The following is a 23207-nucleotide window of genomic DNA, read 5'->3' on the forward strand; positions in this document are numbered from 1 at the left end:
ACCGATTGACAAGGCAGTCATGCGGGATTCATTATTTGTCCGGACATTCATGTACGGACAAATTGTACGGCGGACATGAGGTCGCCGGGCAACAAATCAGTCGGTTCTTGCAGTTCTCTTCCAAAATTCGGGGGTTCTCATGAGCAAGGTACTTGCAGTGCTCGCGGCGGCGGCGGTAGCGGCCGGGCTGGGCGCAAACGCACAGGCGCAGCAGAAACTGGTGGTGGCCGGCTACGGCGGCTCGTTCGAAGACATCATGCGCAAGGACATCTTCCCGCCCTTCGCCAAGCAGCATGGCGTCGAGCTGGATTACGTGGCCGGCAATTCCACCAACACCGTGGCGCGCCTGCAGGCGCAAAAGAGCAACCAGCAGATCGACGTCGCCATCATCGATGACGGCCCCATGTACCAGGCCATTGCGCTGGGTTTTTGCGAACCCATCAAGAACCTGCCCGCCGACGACATCTACACCACCGCGCGCTACAAGGACGACAAGGCGGTCGCCATCGGCATCGTGGCCACGGGCATCATGTACAACAAGAAGGTCTTCGACGAGAAGAAATGGGCGCCGCCCACGTCCTGGAAGGACCTGAAGGATCCCAAGTACAAGAAGCAACTGGTCATTCCGCCGCTGAACAACACCTATGGCCTGCACACGCTGGTGGAATACGCCCGCGAAGGCGGCGGCGGCGAAAAGAAGATCGATCCGGGCTTCACCACGTTCAAGAACGAGGTCGGTCCCAATGTGCTGGTCTATGAGCCCTCGCCCGGCAAGATGACCGAGCTTTTCTCCAGCGGGCAGGCCACCATCGCGGTCTGGGGCAGCGGCCGCGTCAAGGCGTTTGCCGACACGGGCTTTCCGGTCGGATTCGTCTATCCGCAGGAAGGCGCCTACGCGCTGCTGTCTTCCGTGTGTCCGATCGCCAAACCCAATGCCAACCCGAAGGCGCAGGCCTTCGTCGAATACCTGGTGTCGCCCGAGGTCCAGGAAAAGCTCGCTTCCGCGTACGGCTATGGTCCGGTCAACAAGAAGGCCAAGGTCACGGACGATCCCCGTGTACCGCTGCCCATCGGCAAGCGCGCCGCCGATCTCATCGTGATCGACTGGGATACGGTCAACCAGAATCGGGACGACTGGAACAAGCGCTGGACGCGGGAAATCGAGCGCTGACGCGTGGGCATACGGGCGGCGCCACTGCCGCCCACCGGGAGCATTCATGACCTATCTTGTGCTTGACCGCCTGAGCAAGCGCTACGGCGACACTACGGCCGTCGAAAACCTGAGCCTGTCGGTAAACAAAGGCGAGTTCATTTCGCTGCTGGGGCCCTCCGGCTGCGGCAAGACGACGACCCTGCAGATGATTGCCGGCTTCGTCGAACCGTCCGGCGGCAGCATCGTGCTGAACGGCAAGGACGTCAGCAAGGTGCCCGCCAACAAGCGCGGGCTGGGCATGGTGTTCCAGAACTACGCGCTCTTTCCGCACATGACCGCGGCCGAGAATGTGTCGTTCGGCCTGGAGATGCAGCGCGTGAAAAAGGACGAGCGCCAGGCCCGCGTGGCCGACGCGCTCAAGCTCGTGGGCCTGTCGCATCTGGCCGACCGGCACCCGGCGCGCATGTCCGGCGGCCAGCAGCAGCGCGTGGCACTGGCGCGGGCGCTGGTCATCCGGCCCAGCGTGCTGCTGCTGGACGAACCGCTCTCCAACCTGGACGCCAAGCTGCGCGAAGAGATGCAGCTGGAATTGCGCAGCATCCAGCGCACGGTCGGCACCACGACCATTCTCGTCACGCACGATCAGTCCGAGGCGCTGGCGCTGTCGGACCGCATCGTGGTGATGAACCAGGGCCGCGTCGAACAGGTGGCCGAACCCTTTGCCGCGTACGAAGGGCCTGCCAGCCATTTCGTGGGCGGCTTCCTGGGCAAGGCCAACGTGTTCACGCCGCAAGCCGAGCAGTACGAGGGCGAGACCCGCGCGCGCATCGGCGAGGCCCACATTGGTCTGGCGGGCGCACCGGTGCCGCAGGGCGCGGTGATCGTGCGGCCGGAAAAGATCCTGTTTTCCGAGCCCGCGGCCTGTGCATTGCCGGGCCGCATGAAGACGCGCGTCTTCCAGGGCAACCATTGGTTGTGCCAGGTGGAGACGTCGGTCGGCGAAGTGATGGTGATCCGGCAGAACGACGGCGTGCCGGTGCCCGCCGAAGGCCAGACCGTGCATCTGCGCTGGCGCGCGCAGGACATGTGCGCCGTCGATCCGGCGGCCGCGCCGCAAGGCAACGCGTCATGAGCGCGCGCACCAATCCGTGGGTGCTGAGCGCCCCGGCGCTGGTGGTGTATGCCACGTTCCTCGTGGTGCCGATGGCGCTGGTGTTTCTGATCAGCTTCTTCGACTTCCAGTTCTACGGCGGCATCGAGGCCACCTTTACCTGGAAGAACTACATCGAGATCTTCTCGGACGGTTACTACTACGAGATCTACGCGCGCACGTTTGGCGTGGCCGCGGCCGTGACCGTGGCGTGCCTGGTGCTGGGCACGGCCGAAGCCTACGTGCTGTCGCGCATGGCCAACCCGTGGAAGGGCCTATTTTTGATGGTGGTGCTGGGCCCGCTGCTGATTTCGGTGGTGGTGCGCACGCTGGGCTGGGCGTTGCTGTTCGGGTCCACCGGCCTCATCAACAAGGCGCTGATGGGCATCGGGCTGATCTCCACCCCCATCGATCTCATGTACAGCAACCTGGGCGTGGGCATTGCGCTGACGCACGTGCTGGTGCCCTTCATGGTGATCTCGGTGTGGGCGTCGCTGCAGCGGATCAACCCCGCTACCGAGGCGGCCGCGCTGTCGCTGGGCGCCAGCCAGTTCACCGTCATCCGGCGCGTGATCGTGCCGCAGGTGATGCCCGGCATCCTCTCGGGCGCAATCATGGTGTTTGCGATGGCGGCCAGCTCGTTCGCCACGCCGGCCATCATCGGCGGGCGGCGCTTGAAGAACGTGGCCACCGCCGCCTACGACGAGTTCCTGAACACCCTGAACTGGCCGCTGGGCGCAGCGCTGGCCGTGGTGCTGCTGGTGGCGACCGTGGTGGTGCTGCTGTCGGCCAACCGCATCATCGAGCGCCGCTACGGAGCCGTGTTCAACCAGGCCGGAGGCTGACATGCAATTTCGCAACGGCCCCATCGGCCTCGTCTTCCACACGCTGTTCATCTTGTTCATCCTGGCGCCCATCGTCATGGTGTGCGCGGTGGCGTTCACGTCCGAAGGCTTTATTTCGCTACCCTCGGGCGGGCTGTCGCTGCGCTGGTTCCGCGCCATCCTGGACAACCCGCGCTTTGTCGATGCGTTCTGGTTCAGTCTGGGCCTGGGCACGTTGTCGGCCACGCTAGCCATCGGACTGGCCGTGCCCAGCGCATTGGCGATCGCCCGCAACCGCTTCACGGGCCGCGAAGCCCTGGTGGCGTTCTTCCTGTCGCCGCTGATGATTCCGCACGTGGTGCTGGGCCTGGCGTTCCTGAAGTTCTTCACGACCGTGGACCTGGCCGGCACGTATTTCGGCCTGGTCGTGGCGCACGTGATCCTGGTCATGCCGTATGCGCTGCGGCTGGTGCTGGCCTCGGCAACGGGCATCGATCCGGCGCTGGAGCGCGCGGCGCAGTCGCTGGGCGCGTCCAACTGGACGGCATTCCGGCGCGTGGTGCTGCCGCTCTTGCTGCCGGGCGTGGTCAGCGGCTGGGTGATCGCGTTCATCACCAGCTTCGACGAACTGACGATGTCGATCTTCATCGCCTCGCCGTCCACCACGACGCTGCCGGTGCGCATCTTCCTGCATATCGAAGACACCATCGATCCGCTGGTGACCGCCGTGTCGGCGGTGCTTATCTACGTGACGATCATTGCCATATTCATCCTGGACCGCGCGGTCGGCCTGGAGAAGCTGTTTGTAGGAAAGGGACGCTGATGACGGAAGAGAAAGAACTGGCGCCGCGCGCGCCCGTGCACCGCGGCATCTACGATGCGGCGGTGATCGGGGGCGGTCTGGTCGGATCGGCCGTGGCCTACGGGCTGCGCCGCCAACTGGACCACGTGGCCGTGCTGGACGAAGGCGACGTGGCCTATCGGGCTTCGCGCGGAAACTTTGGTCTGGTGTGGGTGCAGAGCAAGGGCATGGGCCTGCCGCGCTATGGCGTGTGGACCATGACGTCGGCCACCGGCTGGCCCCGGCTTGCCGCCCTGCTGCAGGAAGAGACCGGGGTCGACGTGCACCTGGAGCAGCGCGGCGGCCTGCACGCGCTCCTGAGCGACGAAGAGGTCGAGGCGCGCACACGCTTCATGAATACGCTGCTGGCGCAGCCGGGCATGGCGCAGTACGAATGGAAGATGCTCGATCGCGCCGAGGTCGCGGACCTGGTGCCGGGCATCGGACCCGAGGTGCGCGGCGCGACGTGGACGCCGGTGGACGGCATCGCCAATCCGCTCAAGCTGCTGCGCGCGCTGCACATGAGTTTTGCACAGCGGGTTGTGGATTACCTGCCGCAGCGGCCGGCGCAAAGCATCCGCCTGCGTGACGGCGTGTTTGAAATCGCCACGCCCGGCGGCACGGTGCGCGCGCACAAGGTGGTGCTGGCCTCGGGGCTGTCCAACAAGCAGCTTGGCGAGCAAGTCGGGCTGGATGTGCCGGTGCGGCCGCAGCGCGGCCAGATCGTCGTGCTGGAGCGCACGCGCCGCATGCTCGAGACGCCGTTGTCCACGCTGCGCCAGACCGACGAAGGCACGTGGCTCATCGGCGATTCGCAGGAAGAGGCCGGCTATGTGGACAACCTGGTTGGCCTGCCGATCCTGGGCACGCTTGCCGACCGCGCCGTTCGCACCCTCCCCGCGTTGCGGGACGTGCGCGTGGTCCGCAGCTGGGCAGCGCTGCGCGTCATGTCCAAGGACGGCTTTCCGATCTATCAGCAATCCGAAACGTGCCCGGGGGCCTTCGTCGCCACCTGTCACAGCGGCGTGACCCTCGCCGCCGCGCACGCGCTCAACTTGGCGCCCATGATCGCCGCCGGCAAGCTGGCCGACGACATGGCGCCCTTCTCGACCCGGAGGTTTCATGTTCAAGCGGCTTGACGAGGCGCAGCGGCAGGCGCAGGGCGCGCCGGTGCGGGTAACGGTCAATGGCGCCGAAATGCTGTGCCGCCAGGGCGACAGCGTGGCGGCGGCGCTCTTTGCGGGCGGCGTGCAGGCCTGCCGCGACACGGCCGTCAACGAGGTGCCGCGTGGCCCCTACTGCATGATGGGCGTCTGCTACGACTGCCTGGTCACCATCGACGGACAAGCGAACCAGCAGGGCTGCATGACGCCCGTGCGGGAAGGAATGAAGATCGAGCGCCAGTTGGGCGCGCGCAAGGTGCAGGCATGATCGACACGATGCAATGCGATTTGCTGGTGGTGGGCGCCGGTCCGGCCGGTTTGGCAGCCGCGACGCTGGCCGCGAACCTGGGCGTGGATACCATGCTGCTCGATGAGCAGCCCGCGCCCGGCGGCCAGATCTACCGCGCCATCACCACCACTCCGGTCACTAACCGCGGCATTCTGGGTGAAGACTACTGGCACGGCGCGACGCTGGTGCCGCCGTTCCAGAAATCGGGCGCGCGCTACGTGCCGGGAGCGACGGTCTGGGCCGTGGCGCAGCGCACCGCGCCCGAGCCGGCCGACGGTTTCGAGGTGGCGTACTCGGTGGCGGGCGAGGCCCGCATCGTGCACGCACGCCGCCTGCTGCTGGCCACCGGCGCACAGGAGCGGCCCTTCCCCATTCCAGGCTGGACGCTGCCGGGCGTCATCACCGCGGGCGCTGCGCAGATCCTGTTGAAGTCGTCCGGCGTCGTGCCGTCCGATCGCACCGTGCTGGCCGGTTGCGGGCCGCTGCTGTACCTGGTGGCCTGGCAGTACCTGAATGCGGGCGTGAAGGTCGATGCGCTGCTGGAAACCACGCCGCCGGGACGCATGGGACAGGCGCTGCCCAAGGTCTGGGGCTTTCTGCGGTCGCCATATCTGGGCAAGGGACTGAAACTGCTGCGCGCGGTCAAGGCAGCCGTGCCCATCGTCAAGGGCGTGACGGCGCTGGAAGCGCTGGGCGACGGCAAGCTGCAAAGCGTGCGTTACACGGCGGGCGGCGTCACCAAGATGTTGCCTGCGGATCAGCTGATGCTGCACCAGGGCGTGGTGCCCAACGTGAACCTGTCGCGCGCGGTGGGCGTGGCGCACCGCTGGAATGACGCGCTGGACTGTTGGGAGCCGGAGGTCGACGAGTGGGGCACGACGGCGGTGGACGGCATCGGCATGGCCGGCGACGGCGCGGGCATCGCGGGCGCGGTGGCGGCCGAACACCGCGGCCGGTTGGCTGCGTTGCAGGCCGCGCATCTGCTGGGCCGCATCGACGCCCGCAAGCGCGACAGCGAGGCCGCCGCGCCGCGCGAGGCGCTGGCGCGGGCTGTGCGGGGCCGCGAATTCTTCGACACGCTCTATAAGGCGCCCGAGGCATTCCGCCGGCCCACCGGCGACACCATCGTCTGCCGCTGCGAGGAAGTGACCGCCGCGCAGGTGCGCGAGACCGTCAAGCTGGGCTGCAGCGGGCCGAACCAGATGAAGGCCTTCCTGCGCTGCGGCATGGGTCCGTGCCAGGGCCGCTTCTGCGGCCTGACGGTGTCGGAAATCATTGCCGAGGAACGCGGCGTGCCAACCGAGGAAGTGGGCTATTACCGGCTGCGCTTCCCGACCAAGCCGCTCACGCTGGGCGAACTGGCCTCGCTGCCCCAGACCGACGATTCGCGCCAGGCGGTCGTCCGCCTGAAGAAATGACGGGTGGACACCATGACCGTTCACCCGCGGGCGGCTGAAGTCATCATCATCGGCGGCGGGCTGCATGGCAGCTCGGCCGCATTGCATCTGGCGCGCGCTGGCGTGCGCGCGCTGGTCGTCGAAAAGAACTACGTGGGGCGTCACGCCTCCGGCGTCAATGCGGGCGGCGTGCGCACGCTGTCGCGCCATCTGGCCGAAGTGCCGCTGGCGCTGGCCTCGCGCGAGATCTGGCACCGCATCGGCGAACTGGTGGATGACGATTGCGGCTTCGAGCAGCACGGGCAGGTGCGCGTCGCCGAGAACGCGGCGGATGCCGAGACGCTGCGCGCGCGGCTCAAGACCATGACCGATCACGGCTACACCCACGAGCAGTGGATAACGCGTGAAGACCTGCTGGAGATGATTCCCGCGATTGCGCCCACGGTGCAGGGCGGCCTGATCGCGCGCGAGGACGCGGCGGCCGATCCCTACCGCACCACCCTCGCCTTTCGCATGAAGGCCGCCAGCCTGGGCGCGCGCTTTCTGGAAGGCGTGCGCGTGCAAGGCGTGACGCGTCAGGACGGGCAATGGCGCGTGCAGACGGATGACGGCGTGTACACCGCGCCGCAGGTGCTGAACTGCGCGGGCGCATGGGCGGATCGCATCGCCGCGCAGTGGGGCGAGCCGGTGCCGCTGCTACCCATCAGTCCGATGATGCTCGTCACGCTGCGCATGGATCACTTTCTGGATCCCGTGGTGCTGGGCACGGGCCGTGCGCTGTCGTTCAAGCAGCGCACCAATGGCACCGTGCTGATCGGCGGGGGCCGGCGTGCCTGGGTGGATCGGGATGCCGAATGGACCGAACTGGATTTCCGCTCGCTGGCCGAGGGCGCACGCACGGTGGTGGACCTTTTCCCGCACATGCGCGACGCCATCGTGAACCGCGGCTGGGCCGGCATCGAGGCGGCCATGCCCGATGAGATCCCGGTGATCGGGCGCAGCAGCCGGCATGAGACCGCCTTTCACGCCTTCGGGTTTTCGGCGCACGGCTTCGAGCTCGGGCCCATCGTGGGCCGCATCATGGCCGACCTGATCACGACCGGCGCGACGGACCTGCCGATCGCGCCATTCCGGATTGAACGTTTTTCGGATGCCGCCAAGGCATCCGCCCCATCGACCAAGGAGTAAGACGAATGAACGATATCGTGCGCAGGGAAACCAACGAGCGCCTCTCCCGCATCGTGATTCACGGCGACACCGTCTATATCGCGGGGGTGACGTCGACCGCGGAGGGCGGCATCGAGGCCCAGACGCGCGACGTGCTGGCCAAGATCGACGGCTATCTGAAGCAGGCGAACACCGACAAGTCGCGGCTGCTGTCCGTGCAGATCTGGCTCAAGGACATCGCGCGTGACTTTGCCGGCATGAACGCCGTGTGGGCCGAGTGGGCGCTGCCGCGCGCGATGCCCACCCGCGCCACCTGCGAGGCCAAGCTGGCCTCGCCCGACATGCTGGTGGAGATCATCGTGACGGCCGCGGCGCAGCCGGCTTACGTCAGCGGGCCGACGTCTGAAAGCTGACTTCGCCGGGGCGGCCCGGCAGGTGCAGCGTGGCGGTGGCCGGCGGCGTGGTCGCCACCACCTTGCCCGCGCGCAGCACCATCAGGCGCGTGGCGCGCAGGCGCAATGCCTCGACCGCGTCGCGCGCCTGCAGCAGCACCAGGTCGGCGCGCTTGCCGACCGCCAGGCCCGTCTCGTCCAGGCCCAGGATCTTGGCGGGCGTGGTCGTCACCGCTTCAAAACAGGCGCGCATCGCGTCCTGTCCCGTCATCTGGCCCACGTGCAGGCCCATGTGCGCGACTTCCAGCATGTCGCCTGAACCCAGGCTGTACCACGGGTCCATCACGCAGTCGTGGCCGAAGGCGACCGGCACGCCTGCCGCCATCAGCTCGGGCACGCGCGTCATGCCGCGTCGCTTCGGATACGTGTCGTGGCGGCCTTGCAGCGTGATGTTGATGAGCGGATTGGCAATCGCCGACACGCCCGCTTCGCGGATCAACGGAATCAGCTTGGACACGTAGTAGTTGTCCATGGAATGCATGGACGTCAGGTGCGAGCCCGTCACCCGGCCGTAGAGGCCGAGCCGCTGCGTGTGATACGCCAACGTTTCAATGTGGCGCGACAGCGGATCGTCGCTTTCGTCGCAGTGCATGTCCACGCGCAGGCCGCGTTCTGCCGCCAGCTCGCACAGGATGCGCACGGATTCGGCGCCGTCCTGCATGGTGCGTTCAAAGTGCGGAATGCCGCCCACCACGTCCACGCCCATGTCCAGCGCGCGCTTCAGGTTGTCCAGCGCCCCGGGCGCGCGCAGCACGCCGTCCTGCGGGAAGGCGACCAGTTGCAGGTCCAGGTAAGGTTTGACCTTTTCGCGCACGTGCAGCAGCGCTTCCGTTGCCAAGAGGCGCGGGTCGCAGACATCCACGTGCGAGCGAATGGCCAGCAGCCCGCGCGCCACGGCCCAGTCGCAATAGGCCAGCGCGCGTTCGACCAGCGCTTCCTGCGTGAGCAGAGGCTTGAGCTCGCCCCACAGCGCAATGCCTTCGAGCAGCGTGCCCGACTGGTTCACGCGCGGCAGGCCAAAGGACAGCGTCGAGTCCATGTGGAAATGCGCGTCGACGAAGGGGGAGGTGACCAGTTGCCCGGCGGCGTCCACCGTCTGCGCGGCCTCGGCCTTCAGGGCCGGTTCCAGCGCGGCGATGCGGCCATCGGCCACGCCGATGTCGATGTTGGTGCGGCCGTCGGGCAGCGTGCAGTGCTTAAGAATCAGGTCAAGCATGCGTGTTCCTTGCGAAGAATGTCAGTGTCGTCATGGCGTCCCGTCACCGTTCGCCTTTGCGGTAAGGCTTCATCAAGGCCTGCGGGTAGGCGGCGCGGCGCGCCATGAACACCAGGGCCAGGATGGACAGGATGTAGGGCAGCATCAGATACACCTGATACGGCAGTTCGGGCATGCCCGGCAGCGCCGCGCCGCCTTGTTGCAGGCGCAGTTGCAGCGCGTCGAAGAACGCGAAGATCAGCGCGCCCAGGAGCGCCTTGCCGGGCCGCCACGACGCAAACACCACCAGCGCCACGCAGACCCAGCCCCGGCCGTTGACCATGTTGAAGAAGAACGCGTTGAATGCGGCCAGCGTCAGGAAGCTGCCCGCCACGCCCATCAGCGCCGATCCCGCCACGATAGCGCCGATGCGCAGGCGCGTCACGGACAGGCCCTGGCCTTCGGCGGCGGCGGGGTTCTCGCCCACCATGCGCACGGCCAGCCCCACCGGCGTGCGGTTCAGCACCCAGGCCAGGATCGGCACGGAGGCCAGCGCGATCAGCGTCATGGGCGTCTGCCCGGCCAGGACGGGGCCGATCAGCGGAATTCCCGCCAGGAACTTCATCTCGGCAAATGGGGTGATCGTCGGCGGCGCGGACACGCTGGGGAACGTGACGCGGTAGGCAAAGTAACTGAGGCTGGTGGCCAGCAGCGTCACGCCCAGGCCCGAGACGTGCTGCGACAGGCCCAGCGGCACCGTCAGCACGGCGTGCAGCAGGCCGAACACGGCGCCGGCCAGCGCGGCGGCCAGCACGCCCACGTACAGCGGCGCGCCCAGGTAGACGACCAGCCAGCCGGTAAAGGCGCCGGCCACCATGATGCCCTCGATGCCCAGGTTCAAGACGCCGGCGCGCTCGCACAGCAGCACGCCCAGCGTGCCCAGAATCAGCGGCGTGGCCAGGCGCAGCACGGCCACCCAGAACGCCGAGGAACTCATCAGATCCATCCATTCCATGGCGTGCTCCTCAAGCCTTGTTGCGGCGCAGGCGGTACTGCGCGAATAACGTCGCGACCAGCATGGCGAGCAGCGAAGTGGCGACGATGACGTCGGCGATGTAGTTGGGCACGGCGATGGCGCGGCTCATGCTGTCGGCGCCGACCAGCATGCCGGCCACGAAGATGCTGGCCAGGATCACGCCCAGCGGATGCAGGCCGGCCAGCATGGCGACGACCACGCCCGTGTAGCCGTACCCCGGCGACATATCCAGCGTGACGTAGCTTGTGCGCCCCGCGACCTCGATGGCGCCGGCCAGGCCGGCCAGCGCGCCGGACAGCATGGCGGTGCCCAGCATCACGCGGTTCACCGGCAGGCCCAGAAAGCGTGACGCATGAGCGTTGGCGCCCACCGCGCGCATCTGAAAGCCGAAGACGGTGTAGCGGTTCAGCAGCCACAGGCCCAGCGCCAGGCCGGCGGCCCACAACAGGCCCGTGTGGGCGCGCGTGCGTTCGATGAGCTTGCCCAGTTCCAGGTCGCCGTTCAGCGCCACCGATTGCGGCCAGCCCATCGCCATCGGATCCTTCATCGGGCCGTCCAGCATCATCGACACGAACAGCAGCACGATGAAGTTGCCCAGCAGCGTGGTCACCACCTCGTCGACGCCCAGGCGGGTTTTCATGATGGCCGGAATCAGCAGCAGCAACGCGCCGGCCAGCGCCGCGGCCAGCATCATGCCTCCAAACAGCACCGGCACCGGCAGGTCAAAGCCCGTGCCGTCATGCAGGCCGCCCACGGCCACCGCCGCCAGCGCGCCCAGGTAGAGCTGCCCTTCCGCGCCGATGTTGTAGAAGCGGGCGCGAAAGGCCACGGCACAGGCAAGGCCCGTCAGCATCAGCGGCGTGGCGCGCGTCAGGGTTTCGGACAGCGCGAAGCGCGTGCCGAACGCGCCTTCGAACAGCAGCGCGTAGGTGCGGCCGACGGGGGCGCCCGCCCAGGCCACCAGCAGCGTGCAGACCGCCAGCGTGAAGAGGATGGCCGCGATGGGCGCCAATGCCAGCGCAAGGCGGCTGGGCTCGGGGCGGCGTTCCAGGATCAGTTTCATGGGATGCTCAAAAGTGAAGAAAGCCGGGCGGTACGGTTCGCACCGTCACGCCCGGGTTCCCGTCATGGCCAGGCCGACGGTGGCCGGCGTCCATTCGGCCACCGGCTTGACCGCGACCAGCTTGCCGCCGCACAGCACGGCGATGCGGTCGGCCAGGGCAAAGATCTCTTCCAGGTCTTCGGACACCAGCAGCACGCCGGCGCCGCGGGCGCGGGCGGCCAGAAGCTGCTCGCGCACGTAGGCGACCGCGCCGATGTCCAAGCCCCAGGTGGGCTGATCGGCCACGATGAAGCGCGGCTCGCGCGCCAGCGTGCGGCCCAGGATCAGTTTTTGCATATTGCCGCCCGACAGGCTGCGCGTGCGCACGTCCAGCGACGCGGCGCGCACGTCGAACTGCTTGGCCAGCGACGCCGCGTAGGCCTTGCCCGCGCGGGCGCGGATCAGGCCATGACGCGCGAAGCGCTTGTCCTTCAGGTCTTCGACGATGGCGTTTTCCCACAAGGGGCTGTCGCCAATCATCCCTTCGCCGTGGCGGTCTTCCGGAATGCGGCCCACGCGCGCGGCGGTCCAGCCGGCGGGCGTCGTCGGCGCCGCAGCGTGTTCCGGACCCAGCCGGATCGTGCCGTCCGAGGGCTGTCGCAGGCCGGTCAGCACCGACACCAGCGCCTGCTGGCCGTTGCCGGCCACGCCGGCGATGGCCACGATTTCATGTGTGTGGACAACGAGGTCCAGGCTGTCCAGGCGCGGCGCGCCATCGCGGCTGTCGCGCACGGTGACCTGGGACAGCGTCACCACGGGCGCGGCCTGCTCGGCGGCCGAAGCGGCTTCGGCGCGCGGCATGACCACCTTGCGGCCCACCATCAGTTCGGCCAGTTCCGCCGGATTGGTGCCCGCGGTGTCGCGCTCGGCGACGAGCTTGCCTTGCCGCAGCACGGCCACGCGGCGCGATACGGCCATCACTTCGTCCAGCTTGTGCGAAATGAAGATGACCGCCAGTCCTTCGTCGACGAAGCCGCGCAACGTGGCGAACAGATCCTGCACTTCCTGCGGCGTGAGGACGGCGGTGGGCTCGTCCAGGATCAGCACGCGGGCGCCGCGGTACAGCGCCTTCAGGATCTCGACGCGCTGTTTTTCACCGACCGACAGCGTGCCCACGCGCGCGTCCGGGTCCACGCCCAGGCCGAAGCGCTGGCCCAGTTCGACGAGGCGCTTGCGGGCCTGGCCGCGGCCCGAGGCCAGCTTCCAGAGCGATTCGGTGCCCACCATGATGTTGTCCAGCACGGTGAGGTTGTCGGCCAGCGTGAAATGCTGGTGCACCATGCCGACGCCCGCCGCCAGCGCGGCGTCGGGCCGGCCGGCGGGCAGGGGCTTGCCGAAGACTTCGATTCTGCCGGCGTCGGCCACGTAATGGCCGAACAGGATCGACACCAGGGTCGATTTGCCGGCGCCGTTCTCGCCCAGCAAGGCCAACACTTCGCCCTGGCGCAGCGTGAGCGAAACGTCGTCGTTGGCCGTCAGGCTGCCGAAGCGTTTGGTGATCCCCGTCAGTTGCAGGGCGAGAGGCGCTTGATTCATCGTGCCGAGGACTTGGGTTCTTTGTCGTTGACCTTGACGGTGAAGCTGCCGTCCAGGATCGCCTTTTCCTTGGCCTGGACCTTGGCGATCAGGTCGGCCGGGATCTTCTGTTCAAAGGTGCCCAGCGGCGCGAGCGACGAGCCCTTGTGCTTCATCAGCGAGTACTGGCCGAAGTCTTCGGCCTTGAACGTGCCGGCCTTGACCTGCTTGAGCGCTTCGTCGATGGTCGGCTCCATGCTCCACAGCGCCGAGGCGACGACCGTCTCGGGGTACTGCGGCTGGGTGTCGATCACGTTGCCGATGGCCAGCTTGCCGCGTTCCTTGGCGGCGTCCGACACGCCGAAGCGTTCGGCGTACAGCACGTCCGCGCCCTTGTCGATCATCGCGAAGGCGGCTTCCTTGGCCTTGGGGGGATCGAACCACGAGCCGATGAAGGTCACGGTGAACTCGGCCTTCGGATTGATTTCCTTGGCGCCCTCGATGAAGGCCTGCATCAGCCGGTTCACTTCGGGGATGGGATAGCCGCCCACCAGGCCGATCTTGCCGGTCTTGCTCATGCCGCCGGCGATCATGCCGGTCAGGTAGGCCGGTTCCTGGATGTAGTTGTCGAACACCGAGAAGTTGGGCTGCTGGGGCTTGCCCGACGAACCCATCAGGAAGGCGGTCTGCGGATAGTCCTTGGCGACCTTGCGGGCGGCGGCTTCCACGGCGAAGGCCTCGCCCACGATCAGCTTGTTGCCTTGTTCAGCGTACTGGCGCAGCACGCGCTCGTAGTCGGCGTTGGTGACGTTTTCCGAGAACGTGTACTCGATGTCGCCACGGTCCCGGGCAGCCGACAGCGCCTTGTGGATGCGCGATACCCATTGTTGTTCGACCGGTACCGTGTACACGGCGGCGACCTTGGTCTTGGCGGGCGCCTGGGCCAGGGCCGCGCCCGAGAACAGCGTTGCGCCGGCCGCAGCCAAGGCCAGCTTGAGCAGGCCGCGGCGGGCGATGCCGCTGGCGGCCGAAAGGGAAAGGGATTTCATGCAGGTGACTCCTACGCGGGGAAGGACAGGGAATGGAGATGAGGGGGGATGACGCCCGCAGCACGGAGGGCGCTGCGGCCGGCAGGCATGCCGGGCAGATCGTGCGTGAACGGGGGCGTGGGCTCGGTCATCGGATGGGAGCGCCAGGCGGCGCTCCCGCCCGAATGGTCGAGTTCTCAGCCTGTCCTGGCGAAGCAATTTGTATGCCACGGGGCAGTCCCGCGACAAGGCGGGCAAACCTGATGGCCGGGCAGAATTATAGGCACCCTGGCGGGGAAGCGTGGCACCACATTGGTGCGCCGCGTCTCTGAAGGCGGGGCATGGGCGGGGATGCCGGGCGTGAATGGAACAGACCGTTGCCGCGCGGCTGGCAGGGTCTATGGTCCCGGCGCGCAGCCGCGCGCCTAAAATCCGCGGATGAGCCGCGCCGCGCGCGGCAAGCTGGAATTCCCATGCAAGATATTCAATTGCTGCTCGAGCAGTACGGCGGGTGGCTGGTGTTCGGCAACGTCCTCATCGAGCAGGCCGGGCTGCCCGTGCCCGCCTATCCCATGATCATCGCGGCCGGCGCGCTGGCCGGCGCCGGCGGCTGGCTTGTGCCCCTGCTGGCTGCGACCGCCGCCTGCCTCATCGCCGACAGCCTGTGGTACTGGGCCGGGCGGCGCTACGGGTCGCGCCTCTTGGGCGTGGTCTGCAAGGTGTCGCTGTCGCAGGATTCGTGCATCCGCCAGACGCAGCGCCTGTACCTGCGCATCGGCGTGCGCGCGCTGCTCGTCTGCAAGTTCCTGCCCGGTGCGGGCGCGCTGTCCACCGTCATGGCCGGGCTGACCAACACGCCGTACCGCCGCTTCTTTCTCTACGACCTGGCCGGCGCGCTGATCTGGGTGGGCTCGGCCCTGCTGCTGGGCGGCCTTTTCCACAGCGTGGTCAACGACGTGCTCGACATCCTGGGCACTTACGGCCCGATGGGGCTGGCGGTGCTGGCGGGCGTGCTGGCGCTGTACATCGTGGCGCGCTTTCTGCGGCGCAAGATCCTGCTGCGCAGCCTGCGCGTCATTCCGCGGCTGTCGGTGGACGAACTGATGCAGTGGCGCCAGAGCGGACGCGATGCGCTGGTCTTCGACGTGCGGCCAGAGGCCCAGCGCGACGCGGCGCGCATTCCGGGCGCCGTGGCCGTGGACCTGAAGCAGCCGCTGCCCGCGCTCGATCCCGGCGCGATCGATTCCGACATTGTGGTCTATTGCGCATGCCCCAATGAAGTGTCGGCCGCCCTGCTGGCCTCGCGGCTGCGTGCGGCCGGCTACCGCAAGATCTGGGCGCTGCGCGGCGGCTACGACGCCTGGGCCGAACGCGAACAGCAGGCCTGAAGCGTCCGGCGCATGGCCCCTCGGGAGGGCGGGCGCTGGGCGGCGCGCCAGACCCGGGCGCATAATGCGCGCATCGGCCCGCGCCCGACGCGGGCAGCCAACAGGAGACAGGCATGCGGTTGTTGTTCTTGGGCGCCGGCGGCACCGGCGGATACTTTGGCGGACGCGCGGCGCAAGCCGGCGCGGACGTGACGTTCCTGGTGCGCGAGCCGCGCGCCGCGCGCATCTGCGAACACGGACTGCGCATCCAGAGTCCGCTGGGCGATGCCACGCTGCACCCCAAGCTGGTCACGCAGCAGACGCTGAAGGACAGCTACGACATCGTCGTCTTGTCGTGCAAGGCCTACGACCTGGACAGCGCCATCGAGGCCATCCGTCCGGCCGTGGGTCCCGACACCGCCGTTCTGCCCATCATGAACGGCGTGCTCCAGTACGATGTGCTGGACCGCGAGTTCGAGCCGCATCGCGTGCTGGGCGGTCTGTGCCAGATCAACGCCACCCTCGGTCCCGAAGGCGAAGTGGTCCACCTGGGCAAACACGCCAACCTGGTGTTCGGTGAACGCGCCGGTCCTGCCCGCAGCGAGCGCTGCGTGGCGCTGGAGCAGGCGTTGGCGGGCGGCGAATACGTCAGCCGCCTGAGCGAAAACATCTACCAGGACATCTGGGAAAAGTACGTCATGCTGACGACGCTGGCCGCCGCCACCTGCCTGATGCGCGGCTCGGTCGGCGAGATCGCATCCACCGACGACGGCGTGGACTTCCTGCTCGGCCTGCTGCAGGAATCGCAGGCGGTCGCCGCGGCCTCCGGCCATACCGTGCGGCCCGAGGCGGACGCCACCGTGCGCAAGCTGCTGTCCGACCGCACCCAGCCCATGACTGCCTCCATGTTCCGCGACCTGCGCCAGGGCCTGCCCGTGGAAGCCGACCACATCGTCGGCGACATGGTTCGCCGCGCCCGCACGCTGGGCGTGGACGCCACCTACCTGCGCGTGGCTTATTCGCACCTGCAGGTCTATCAGGCGCAACGCGCCGCCCGCTGATCGCGGGGGCGGCCCCCTGTTCAAGCGGGGCCGCCGGGCGCACACTGATTGCGCGTGCCGCGGCGTGCGGCGCGCGTCCGGTCATCTCGCGCTGCCGCCGGTTCGCACCCATTGGTGCACGGTTTGCAAAAAACTCTTCCTGGTTAGCGGGTTTTTCGTTCGGATTTGACCGAATAGTATGGCTTGGCCTGAGCCGAAGCCCGCGCTGCCGCAATCGTGCGGCGGCCGCTCCCGGCCCATCCCTCCCAGGAGCAAGACCATGAAAATCGCATTGATCGGCATTACCGGCCGCGTGGGGTCCCGCGTGGCGGACGAATTGTTGAAGCGTGGCCACCAGGTGACGGGCATCGCCCGCAACCCGGCCGAGGTCAACGAGCAGCCGGGCTTGACGGTCCGCCAGGGCGATGCCACCGATCCCGAAGGCCTGACCCCGATCCTGGCCGGCCATGACGCCGTCATCAGCGCCACGCGTTTCGTGTCCACCGATGCCAAGCCCCTTCTGGCCGCCGTGAAGAACGCCGGCGTGCCGCGTCTGTTGGTGGTGGGCGGCGCGGGCAGCCTGCTGGTCGCGCCCGGCAAGATGCTGATCGACACCGCCGAGTTCCCGGACGCGTACAAGCCCGAGGCGCGCGCAGGCGTCGTGTTCCTGGACACGCTGCGCCAGGAAAAGGTGCTGAACTGGACCTTCCTGTCGCCCTCGGCCATGTTCGAGCCCGGCGAGCGTACCGGTTCCTTCCGCGTGGGCGACGACAACCTGCTGGCCGACGACGAGGGCAAGAGCTGGATTTCCATGGAAGACTACGCAATCGCCCTGGCCGACGAAGTCGAAACGCCGCGGCATTCGCGCCGCCGCTATACCGTCGGATACTGATCTTGCGCCGCGTTTGTTTGTAAACTGGCAGGCCGCCAGCCGGCGTCATTTGAGTAGTCCTGTATGCGTATGAAGTGGAAATCCTTGGCTGCCTGCCTGCTGGTCGCCGCCAGTTGCGTGGCGGCTGCGCCGGCGCTTGCGGCCGCGCCGCAGTCGAACAAGGAAATTGCCGTCGCGTTCTTCCGCATGATGTTCCAGGACCGCGATATCGACGAGGCGGTGCGCCTGTACGTCGGCCCGAACTACACCCAGCACAATCCGTACATGCAGGACGGGGTCGGGCCGATGGTCGACTTTTTCCCGCGCTACTTCGAGCAGCATCCGCAGGCCATCGTCGAGATCAAGCGCGTGATCGCCGAAGGCGACCTCGTCATGATCCACAACCTGTGGCGCGACTCGCCCGAAGACCGCGGCCAGGCCGTGGTCGACATCTTTCGTCTCGAAGGCGGCAAGATCGTCGAACACTGGGACGTGAGCCAGGAAATCCCCGAGAACCCCGCCAACAAGAACGGCATGTTCTAGGCTGCCCATGATCGAACCCGTCGACCTGCCCCGCGCCTATCTGCTTTTGAACCACGGCCCGACCGTGCTGGTGACCAGCGCGCACGGCGGCGCCCGCAACGTGATGGCCGCGGCCTGGGCCATGCCGCTGGACTTCAGTCCGCCCAAGATGCTGGTGGTGGTGGACAAGAACACCTGGACGCGCGAGCTCATCGAAGCCTCGGGCGAATTCGCGCTGTGCATCCCGTCGCGCGCGCAGGCGCACGCCACGCTGCAGGTGGGCTCGCACTCGGGGCGCGACGAAGACAAGTTCCAGGCCAGCGGCCTGACCACGTTTGCCGCCAGCAAGATCGGCGCGCCGCTTATCGAGGGCTGCCTCGGGTGGCTGGAATGCAAGGTGATTCCTGAACCCCACAATCAGCAGGCCTACGACCTTTTCATCGGCGAGGTCGTGGCCGCGTGGGCGGCGCCGGACGTGTTCTCGGGTAACCGCTGGCACTTTCCGGCCGATGAGCGCCGTTCGGTGCATTACGTGGCCGGCGGCTCCTTCTTCGCCACCGGCGAAGCCTTCAACGTCGCCGATCCGGAGTAAGGGCCATGCGCAGCGTGTATCTGGCGGGTTTCGACGTCTTTCTTCCGGATGCCGTGGCCCACGGCGAACGGCTCAAGACGCTGTGCGCCACCTACGGTTTCGAGGGCGTGTTTCCGCTGGACAACGCGGCGCCGCCGGAGCTGTCCGGACAGGCGCTGGCGCAGTGGATCTATCGCGCCAACGTCGCGCTGATCCGCCGCGCCGACATGGTGATGGCGAACCTGAATCCGTTTCGTGGCGCGGAGCCCGATTCGGGCACGGCCTTCGAGGTGGGTTACGCCATCGCCTGCGGCAAACCCGTGTGGGGCTATACCGGCCAGTCCGGCAGCCTGATCGATCAGGTGGCGGTGGGGGCGGCGGCCGACGACGGCGTATCGCGCATGGTCGACGCGCAGGGCCATACCGTCGAGGACTTCGGGCTGAGTCTAAACCTGATGCTGGCGTGCAGCGCGCGCATCGTGAATGGCGGTCCGGCGGACTGCCTGGCCAGCATGGCGCGCGAACGCGCCTAAGGCCGTGCGCTAGGGGCGGTGCGCTAGGCGCGCGCCGGCTTGGCTTTCTTGGCCGCCCTGCGCGGCGCGGCGCCGGCTGGCGCGCCCAGATACCCCATCACTGCATCCACCACCGCAGCCTCCAGCTGCTTGGGCGTGAAGCCCGCCGGCGGCGCCAGCGCGGCTGCATGCACCAGCGATTCCATGATCCGCAGCACCACGTAGGTCGCCAGATCCCGGTCCGCCTGCGCGATCTCGGCGCGATGCAGTTCCAAGAGATGCCGCATGCGGCGGTGAATATCCTGATCCGCCCGGCTATGTTCGTGCGGCTGGTCAAACAGCGGAAATTCCCGCTCCAGCACGCGATGCAACGCCGGCTCCAGCAGATGCGCGTGCAGCATGGCTTGCACGATTGCGCCCACACGCTCGCGCAGCGTGGCCGCCGGATTGCCGTTCAACACGTCGTCGATCACATCCAGCATCTGGTTGTCGTGACGGTCATGCAGCGCGGCGATCAGCGCGTTCTTGTTGGGAAAGTACTGATACAGCGAGCCCACGCTCACGCCGGCCGTTTCCGCAATCAGATTCGTGTTGGTGCCGGCATAGCCATGCGTGGCCAAAACGTGAGCGGTGGCCTGCAGGATGGTGTCGACGGTGTGCTGGGATCTGAGTTGGCGCGGCGATTTCCGGGGCTGGGGGATGACGGTCATGGGTGGGGCAAAAGGCGAGTATTCGCGCGGATTATGCCATCCGCATCGGGGCTGCGATGGCGCGGCCCCACCCATTGCGGCCGGTCAGACGGTGGCCGCCATCTCCAGGACCTCGTCATCGATCGCTTCGGCCTGGCCGTCCTGCAGCTTTTGCAGGTGGTCGGCCAGTTCGGCGATGGTCAGCGCCACCAGGCCCTGTTCGGCGGCGTAGCGCTCCAGCGCCGCACCGCGCATCATCGTGCCGTCGGCGTTCATCAGTTCGCACAGCACGCCCGCCGGACGCAGCCCGGCCAGCACGGCCAGGTCCACCGAGCCTTCGGTGTGGCCGCGGCGCGTCAGCACGCCGCCCGGTTGCGCGCGCAGCGGAAACACGTGGCCGGGGCTGACGATATCGTCGGCCTGTGCCGACGGCGCAATGGCGGCGCGGATCGTGGTCACGCGGTCGACGGCGGACACGCCGGTGCTCACGCCTTCGCGCGCTTCGATCGACACGGTGAAGGCCGTGGCAAAACGGCTCTGGTTGCGCTGGACCATGGGCGGCAGTTCCAGGCGGTCAAGGGTTTCGCCGGGCAGGCACAGGCAGACGATGCCGCTGCCGTCGCGGATGAGTTGCGCCATGACGGGCACGGTCAGCCGGTCGGCGGCCACGATCAGGTCGGCTTCGTTCTCGCGGTCAAAGTCGTCCATCAGGATGACGGGACGGCCCAGACGCAGATGATGCAGCGCGCGCTGCAAGCGGGCGGCAAAGGGCTGGGATGCCAGGCTGGGGAGGGGGGACTGCTGGGTAAAGGCAACGTTGGACATTGAAACGCTCTCGCAAAAGGATTGGGCGAAAAACGTTTCAGGGCTAATCGACAGCCGAACGCAATACGGCCAGGCGGGCGCAAACGCGCCCGGCGCAGCCGAGTATGTGCCGGCACATCTTCTCTCATCCGGACTATGACCGTCGGCCCTGGCTTCTCACCAGGTCTGCTGACCCCGGCCAAATAGCTGGCCGGGCGCTCGCGGGCTCGCCACATTGCATGGCATACCGCCGGTGGGGAATTGCACCCCGCCCTGAAGACGTACTGCATGTCGTGTTAACGACCGAATGATTGTACGCCTGTCCGCCGGACGGGATTGAATATGCTTATTGCAGTTGTGGTCTTCGGAAAGCGCGGGACTGGCCCCGTGTTGCCGTCAGGCTTCGGCGGCGCCGGCCTTTCTGGCCGCGGGGCCCTTATTGGTCTTGGTGGTCTTTTCGGTCTTTTCGGCCTTGGCGGGCTTCTCCACCTTCTCCGCCTTGTCGGCTTTCTTCGCCTTCTTGGCGGGCAGCGCCAGCATCGTGCCGCGGCACGGCGGCGTGCCACAGAGGCACTTGTAGCCTTCCTTCAGCGCCTTGGTGATGCGCCCATCCAGCACCAGCCCGTAGTCGTACGACAGCTCGGTGCCGCGCGCGATGTCCTCTAGCGCCACGATGTAGACGCGCTTGCCGTGCTTGCCTTCCTGCGCCTCGCAGTTGGGCTGGCAGGAATGGTTGATCCAGCGCGCGTCGTTGCCCTCGTCGCCGCCGTCGATCACGCGGCCGGAGCTGAGCGCGAAGAAGAAGGTGTGGAAGGGATCGTCCGGATTGGTCGGGTGACGGCGGTCGGCTTCCTTGGCGCTGATGCGCTTGCCGCCGTACTCGATGATGCGCGTGCCCGCGGGAATCTTGCGGGCGGCGAAGACGCCATTGCCGTGCAGCTTGGAGCGGCGGACTGCGTACCAGGGCTTGATCGGGGTGTCTTCGGTGGTCATTGAAGGTCGCGTGTGGCGTGAGACGAAACAGAATTATATCGGCGGCCTCTTTGCGCGATCACAGGCGTATAGTGAGCGCCGGCTTGTCCCTTGTTTGATATTCATCATGATCGTCCGTCCGCGGCCTTCCGCGCTGGCTTTGTTCTTTGTACTGCGCGGTTCCATCATCCCGCGCATCCTCAGCAGGATCATCGTCATCACGGTGCTCTCCTGCGTGGTGGTGTGGATGTACCACCGCCAGTTCTTCTCGCCCGCGCATCTGACCGCGGTGCCGTTCTCGCTCTTCGGGCTGGCCCTGTCCGTTTTCATGGGCTTTCGCAACAACGTCTGCTATGACCGCTGGTGGGAAGCCCGCAAGCAATGGGGCGACCTCGTCGTGCAGGCGCGCAGCCTGGCGCGCGAGAGCGCCGTGCTGCTGGCGGCCAGCACCGCCAACCCCTTGCAGGAGCGCCTGGTGCGGCGCTGCATCGGATTCGGCTACGGACTGGCGGCGCGGCTTCGCGGGCAGGACATGGTCGAGGCGGTGCGGCCGTGGGTGCAGCAGGACGAGCTGGATTCGCTGGCCGGCTGCCGCAACGTGCCCGATGCCCTGCTCCTGGCCATCAACCGGGATCTCGCGGCCTGCCTGCGGCGCGGTGAGCTGACCGACATCCTGTACCAGGGCCTGACCCAGCGCGTGGCGCAGTGCGCGGCCATCCAGGCGGCCTGCGAGCGCATCAAGTTCACGCCCTGTCCGTTCGCCTATTCGCTGCTCCTGCATCGCACGGCGTGGCTGTTCTGCCTGCTGCTGCCCTTCGGGCTGGTGGGCACGCTGGAATTCCTGACGCCGCTTGCGGTGACCATCGTCGCCTACACCTTCTTCGGCCTGGACGCGCTGGGCGACGAGCTGGAAGACCCCTTCGGCGCGGACGAGAACGACCTGCCGCTGTCGGCGCTGGCCCGCGTCATCGAGATCGACCTGCTCGAAGGCCTGGGTGTGCGCCCCTTGCCCGAGCCGGCGGTGCCGGTGGACTACGTCCTGCGCTGAAACAGCTGGACGGGGCGGCGGCTTACGACGCCGGCCCGGTCAGCGGCAGCTTGGTTTCCTTCAGCCGGCGCAGCACGAAGCAGGACTTGCTGTGCCGGATGCCCGGGATGCGGTAGAGCTGTTCGCGCAAGAGGCGCTCGTAGTCGCGGGTGTCGCGCACGGCGATGCGGATGTAATAGTCGTAGTCGCCCGACACCAGGAAGGCCTCCAGCACCTCGGGGATCTGCGCCAGCGCGCGGCCGAATTCATACAGCGTCTCTTCGCTGTGGCTCTCCAGGGTCACGTGGACGATGACCGTGTCCATGAAACCCAGGCTGGCCGGATCGATGTCCACGGTGTAGCCGCGGATGACCCCGGCGCTCTCCATGCGTTTGATGCGGTTCCAGCACGGGGTGGACGACAGGCCGACCGCCGCGCCGATGTCGTTCAGGCTGGCGCGCGCGTTGTCCTGCAGCACCTTCAAAATGGCCAAGTCGAACTTGTCGAGGTTCATTTTCTT

At 67.3% G+C, this 23207-nt stretch carries 25 protein-coding genes and 1 riboswitch; of the genes, 16 read left to right on the top strand and 9 right to left on the bottom strand.

The window, feature by feature from the left end:
- The first annotated feature begins 139 nt into the window (after positions 1-139).
- The 9 genes from KVT32_RS22575 to KVT32_RS22615 are packed head-to-tail and all read left to right on the top strand — an operon-like array spanning position 140 to position 8397.
- Positions 140-1171 carry an ABC transporter substrate-binding protein gene (locus tag KVT32_RS22575; RefSeq protein WP_056327670.1) on the top strand — a complete coding sequence of 344 codons (1032 nt, stop codon included), beginning with the start codon at positions 140-142 and terminating at the stop codon, positions 1169-1171.
- 46 nt (positions 1172-1217) lie between these two features.
- Positions 1218-2285, top strand: coding sequence for an ABC transporter ATP-binding protein (locus KVT32_RS22580; protein ID WP_180099889.1), 1068 nt, complete (start codon positions 1218-1220; stop codon positions 2283-2285).
- Positions 2282-3148 carry an ABC transporter permease gene (locus tag KVT32_RS22585; protein WP_056327672.1) on the top strand — a complete coding sequence of 289 codons (867 nt, stop codon included), beginning with the start codon at positions 2282-2284 and terminating at the stop codon, positions 3146-3148. The genes KVT32_RS22580 and KVT32_RS22585 overlap by 4 nt, the downstream gene beginning before the upstream one ends.
- Before the next feature lies 1 nt (position 3149).
- Positions 3150-3950 (top strand): ABC transporter permease, encoded by an 801-nt coding sequence (locus KVT32_RS22590; RefSeq protein WP_056327673.1) that lies wholly within the window; start codon positions 3150-3152, stop codon positions 3948-3950.
- Positions 3950-5107 carry an FAD-binding oxidoreductase gene (locus tag KVT32_RS22595; RefSeq protein WP_193725345.1) on the top strand — a complete coding sequence of 386 codons (1158 nt, stop codon included), beginning with the start codon at positions 3950-3952 and terminating at the stop codon, positions 5105-5107. The genes KVT32_RS22590 and KVT32_RS22595 overlap by 1 nt, the downstream gene beginning before the upstream one ends.
- Positions 5091-5399, top strand: a complete 309-nt coding sequence (locus KVT32_RS22600; RefSeq protein WP_056327675.1) for a (2Fe-2S)-binding protein — start codon at positions 5091-5093, stop codon at positions 5397-5399. The genes KVT32_RS22595 and KVT32_RS22600 overlap by 17 nt, the downstream gene beginning before the upstream one ends.
- Positions 5396-6838: an NAD(P)/FAD-dependent oxidoreductase gene (locus KVT32_RS22605; RefSeq protein ID WP_217618873.1), complete on the top strand. Its 1443-nt coding sequence runs from the start codon at positions 5396-5398 to the stop codon at positions 6836-6838. Before KVT32_RS22600 ends, KVT32_RS22605 begins: the two co-directional genes overlap by 4 nt.
- Positions 6839-6850: 12 nt before the next feature.
- The gene (locus tag KVT32_RS22610) at positions 6851-8005 is read left to right on the top strand and encodes an FAD-binding oxidoreductase (RefSeq protein WP_217618874.1); all 1155 of its coding nucleotides are present in this window, start codon (positions 6851-6853) and stop codon (positions 8003-8005) included.
- Positions 8006-8010: 5 nt separating this feature from the next.
- Positions 8011-8397 (top strand): RidA family protein, encoded by a 387-nt coding sequence (locus tag KVT32_RS22615; RefSeq protein WP_056327677.1) that lies wholly within the window; start codon positions 8011-8013, stop codon positions 8395-8397.
- Here KVT32_RS22615 and KVT32_RS22620 read toward each other — a convergent pair.
- Genes KVT32_RS22620 through KVT32_RS22640 form a run of 5 tightly spaced genes read right to left on the bottom strand, consistent with a single transcriptional unit; the run spans position 8372 to position 14333 of the window.
- Positions 8372-9652, bottom strand: coding sequence for an amidohydrolase family protein (locus KVT32_RS22620; protein ID WP_152383062.1), 1281 nt, complete (start codon positions 9650-9652; stop codon positions 8372-8374). The genes KVT32_RS22615 and KVT32_RS22620 overlap by 26 nt on opposite strands.
- Positions 9653-9695: 43 nt before the next feature.
- Positions 9696-10646 (bottom strand): ABC transporter permease, encoded by a 951-nt coding sequence (locus KVT32_RS22625; protein WP_152383063.1) that lies wholly within the window; start codon positions 10644-10646, stop codon positions 9696-9698.
- A 10-nt stretch (positions 10647-10656) separates the two neighbouring features.
- Entirely contained in the window at positions 10657-11730 is a 1074-nt protein-coding gene (locus KVT32_RS22630; protein ID WP_063953565.1) for an ABC transporter permease, read from the bottom strand.
- Between the two features lie 45 nt (positions 11731-11775).
- Positions 11776-13305, bottom strand: coding sequence for an ABC transporter ATP-binding protein (locus tag KVT32_RS22635; protein WP_152383064.1), 1530 nt, complete (start codon positions 13303-13305; stop codon positions 11776-11778).
- Positions 13302-14333: a BMP family protein gene (locus tag KVT32_RS22640; RefSeq protein ID WP_217618875.1), complete on the bottom strand. Its 1032-nt coding sequence runs from the start codon at positions 14331-14333 to the stop codon at positions 13302-13304. Before KVT32_RS22640 ends, KVT32_RS22635 begins: the two co-directional genes overlap by 4 nt.
- 452 nt (positions 14334-14785) lie before the next feature.
- Here KVT32_RS22640 and KVT32_RS22645 point away from each other — a divergent pair, with 452 nt between their 5' ends.
- The 6 genes from KVT32_RS22645 (at position 14786) to KVT32_RS22670 (ending at position 19216) form a co-directional block, all read left to right on the top strand.
- Entirely contained in the window at positions 14786-15700 is a 915-nt protein-coding gene (locus KVT32_RS22645; RefSeq protein ID WP_180099877.1) for a DedA family protein/thiosulfate sulfurtransferase GlpE, read from the top strand.
- A gap of 113 nt (positions 15701-15813) precedes the next feature.
- On the top strand, positions 15814-16740 hold the full coding sequence (panE, locus tag KVT32_RS22650) for a 2-dehydropantoate 2-reductase (RefSeq protein ID WP_217618876.1): 927 nt from the start codon (positions 15814-15816) through the stop codon (positions 16738-16740).
- Between the two features lie 259 nt (positions 16741-16999).
- A complete protein-coding gene (locus tag KVT32_RS22655; protein ID WP_152383067.1) occupies positions 17000-17611 on the top strand; it encodes an NAD(P)-dependent oxidoreductase in 612 nt (203 codons plus the stop codon).
- 63 nt (positions 17612-17674) lie between these two features.
- Positions 17675-18133 (top strand): nuclear transport factor 2 family protein, encoded by a 459-nt coding sequence (locus KVT32_RS22660; RefSeq protein ID WP_056327686.1) that lies wholly within the window; start codon positions 17675-17677, stop codon positions 18131-18133.
- A 7-nt stretch (positions 18134-18140) separates the two neighbouring features.
- Positions 18141-18704, top strand: a complete 564-nt coding sequence (locus KVT32_RS22665) for a flavin reductase family protein (RefSeq protein WP_370638947.1) — start codon at positions 18141-18143, stop codon at positions 18702-18704.
- A 5-nt stretch (positions 18705-18709) separates the two neighbouring features.
- Positions 18710-19216 carry a nucleoside 2-deoxyribosyltransferase gene (locus tag KVT32_RS22670; RefSeq protein ID WP_056327688.1) on the top strand — a complete coding sequence of 169 codons (507 nt, stop codon included), beginning with the start codon at positions 18710-18712 and terminating at the stop codon, positions 19214-19216.
- 23 nt (positions 19217-19239) lie between these two features.
- Here KVT32_RS22670 and KVT32_RS22675 read toward each other — a convergent pair whose 3' ends face one another.
- From KVT32_RS22675 to KVT32_RS22685, 3 genes are all read right to left on the bottom strand, one after another.
- Entirely contained in the window at positions 19240-19905 is a 666-nt protein-coding gene (locus KVT32_RS22675) for a TetR/AcrR family transcriptional regulator (RefSeq protein WP_152383069.1), read from the bottom strand.
- Between the two features lie 84 nt (positions 19906-19989).
- On the bottom strand, positions 19990-20709 hold the full coding sequence (gene ribB, locus KVT32_RS22680) for a 3,4-dihydroxy-2-butanone-4-phosphate synthase (protein WP_056327690.1): 720 nt from the start codon (positions 20707-20709) through the stop codon (positions 19990-19992).
- Between the two features lie 112 nt (positions 20710-20821).
- Positions 20822-20973, bottom strand: a riboswitch (FMN riboswitch).
- Between the two features lie 111 nt (positions 20974-21084).
- Entirely contained in the window at positions 21085-21681 is a 597-nt protein-coding gene (locus KVT32_RS22685; RefSeq protein WP_175157322.1) for an SET domain-containing protein, read from the bottom strand.
- A gap of 106 nt (positions 21682-21787) precedes the next feature.
- On the opposite strand from KVT32_RS22685, the gene KVT32_RS22690 reads away from it, so the two are divergent.
- Complete coding sequence (locus KVT32_RS22690; RefSeq protein WP_056327692.1) at positions 21788-22708, top strand: bestrophin family protein; 921 nt, start codon at positions 21788-21790, stop codon at positions 22706-22708.
- A gap of 22 nt (positions 22709-22730) precedes the next feature.
- On the opposite strand, the gene KVT32_RS22695 is transcribed toward KVT32_RS22690, so the two are convergent.
- Positions 22731-23201 carry an Lrp/AsnC family transcriptional regulator gene (locus KVT32_RS22695; RefSeq protein ID WP_056327693.1) on the bottom strand — a complete coding sequence of 157 codons (471 nt, stop codon included), beginning with the start codon at positions 23199-23201 and terminating at the stop codon, positions 22731-22733.
- Positions 23202-23207: the final 6 nt, after the last annotated feature.

The sequence above is a fragment of the Achromobacter sp. GbtcB20 genome (assembly GCF_019091095.1).
Lineage (GTDB): Bacteria > Pseudomonadota > Gammaproteobacteria > Burkholderiales > Burkholderiaceae_B > Achromobacter > Achromobacter mucicolens.

Coding starts and splice junctions, on each gene's coding strand:
- KVT32_RS22595 (WP_193725345.1), top strand. CDS start 3,950: ATGACGGAAGAGAAAGAACTGGCGCCGCGCGCGCCCGTGCACCGCGGC.
- KVT32_RS22580 (WP_180099889.1), top strand. CDS start 1,218: ATGACCTATCTTGTGCTTGACCGCCTGAGCAAGCGCTACGGCGACACT.
- KVT32_RS22645 (WP_180099877.1), top strand. CDS start 14,786: ATGCAAGATATTCAATTGCTGCTCGAGCAGTACGGCGGGTGGCTGGTG.
- KVT32_RS22660 (WP_056327686.1), top strand. CDS start 17,675: ATGCGTATGAAGTGGAAATCCTTGGCTGCCTGCCTGCTGGTCGCCGCC.
- KVT32_RS22655 (WP_152383067.1), top strand. CDS start 17,000: ATGAAAATCGCATTGATCGGCATTACCGGCCGCGTGGGGTCCCGCGTG.
- KVT32_RS22600 (WP_056327675.1), top strand. CDS start 5,091: ATGTTCAAGCGGCTTGACGAGGCGCAGCGGCAGGCGCAGGGCGCGCCG.
- KVT32_RS22620 (WP_152383062.1), bottom strand. CDS start 9,652: ATGCTTGACCTGATTCTTAAGCACTGCACGCTGCCCGACGGCCGCACC.
- KVT32_RS22575 (WP_056327670.1), top strand. CDS start 140: ATGAGCAAGGTACTTGCAGTGCTCGCGGCGGCGGCGGTAGCGGCCGGG.
- KVT32_RS22605 (WP_217618873.1), top strand. CDS start 5,396: ATGATCGACACGATGCAATGCGATTTGCTGGTGGTGGGCGCCGGTCCG.
- KVT32_RS22695 (WP_056327693.1), bottom strand. CDS start 23,201: ATGAACCTCGACAAGTTCGACTTGGCCATTTTGAAGGTGCTGCAGGAC.
- KVT32_RS22675 (WP_152383069.1), bottom strand. CDS start 19,905: ATGACCGTCATCCCCCAGCCCCGGAAATCGCCGCGCCAACTCAGATCC.
- KVT32_RS22665 (WP_370638947.1), top strand. CDS start 18,141: ATGATCGAACCCGTCGACCTGCCCCGCGCCTATCTGCTTTTGAACCAC.
- panE (WP_217618876.1), top strand. CDS start 15,814: ATGCGGTTGTTGTTCTTGGGCGCCGGCGGCACCGGCGGATACTTTGGC.
- KVT32_RS22590 (WP_056327673.1), top strand. CDS start 3,150: ATGCAATTTCGCAACGGCCCCATCGGCCTCGTCTTCCACACGCTGTTC.
- KVT32_RS22640 (WP_217618875.1), bottom strand. CDS start 14,333: ATGAAATCCCTTTCCCTTTCGGCCGCCAGCGGCATCGCCCGCCGCGGC.
- KVT32_RS22635 (WP_152383064.1), bottom strand. CDS start 13,305: ATGAATCAAGCGCCTCTCGCCCTGCAACTGACGGGGATCACCAAACGC.
- KVT32_RS22685 (WP_175157322.1), bottom strand. CDS start 21,681: ATGACCACCGAAGACACCCCGATCAAGCCCTGGTACGCAGTCCGCCGC.
- KVT32_RS22670 (WP_056327688.1), top strand. CDS start 18,710: ATGCGCAGCGTGTATCTGGCGGGTTTCGACGTCTTTCTTCCGGATGCC.
- KVT32_RS22615 (WP_056327677.1), top strand. CDS start 8,011: ATGAACGATATCGTGCGCAGGGAAACCAACGAGCGCCTCTCCCGCATC.
- KVT32_RS22690 (WP_056327692.1), top strand. CDS start 21,788: ATGATCGTCCGTCCGCGGCCTTCCGCGCTGGCTTTGTTCTTTGTACTG.
- KVT32_RS22585 (WP_056327672.1), top strand. CDS start 2,282: ATGAGCGCGCGCACCAATCCGTGGGTGCTGAGCGCCCCGGCGCTGGTG.
- KVT32_RS22630 (WP_063953565.1), bottom strand. CDS start 11,730: ATGAAACTGATCCTGGAACGCCGCCCCGAGCCCAGCCGCCTTGCGCTG.
- KVT32_RS22610 (WP_217618874.1), top strand. CDS start 6,851: ATGACCGTTCACCCGCGGGCGGCTGAAGTCATCATCATCGGCGGCGGG.
- ribB (WP_056327690.1), bottom strand. CDS start 20,709: ATGTCCAACGTTGCCTTTACCCAGCAGTCCCCCCTCCCCAGCCTGGCA.
- KVT32_RS22625 (WP_152383063.1), bottom strand. CDS start 10,646: ATGGAATGGATGGATCTGATGAGTTCCTCGGCGTTCTGGGTGGCCGTG.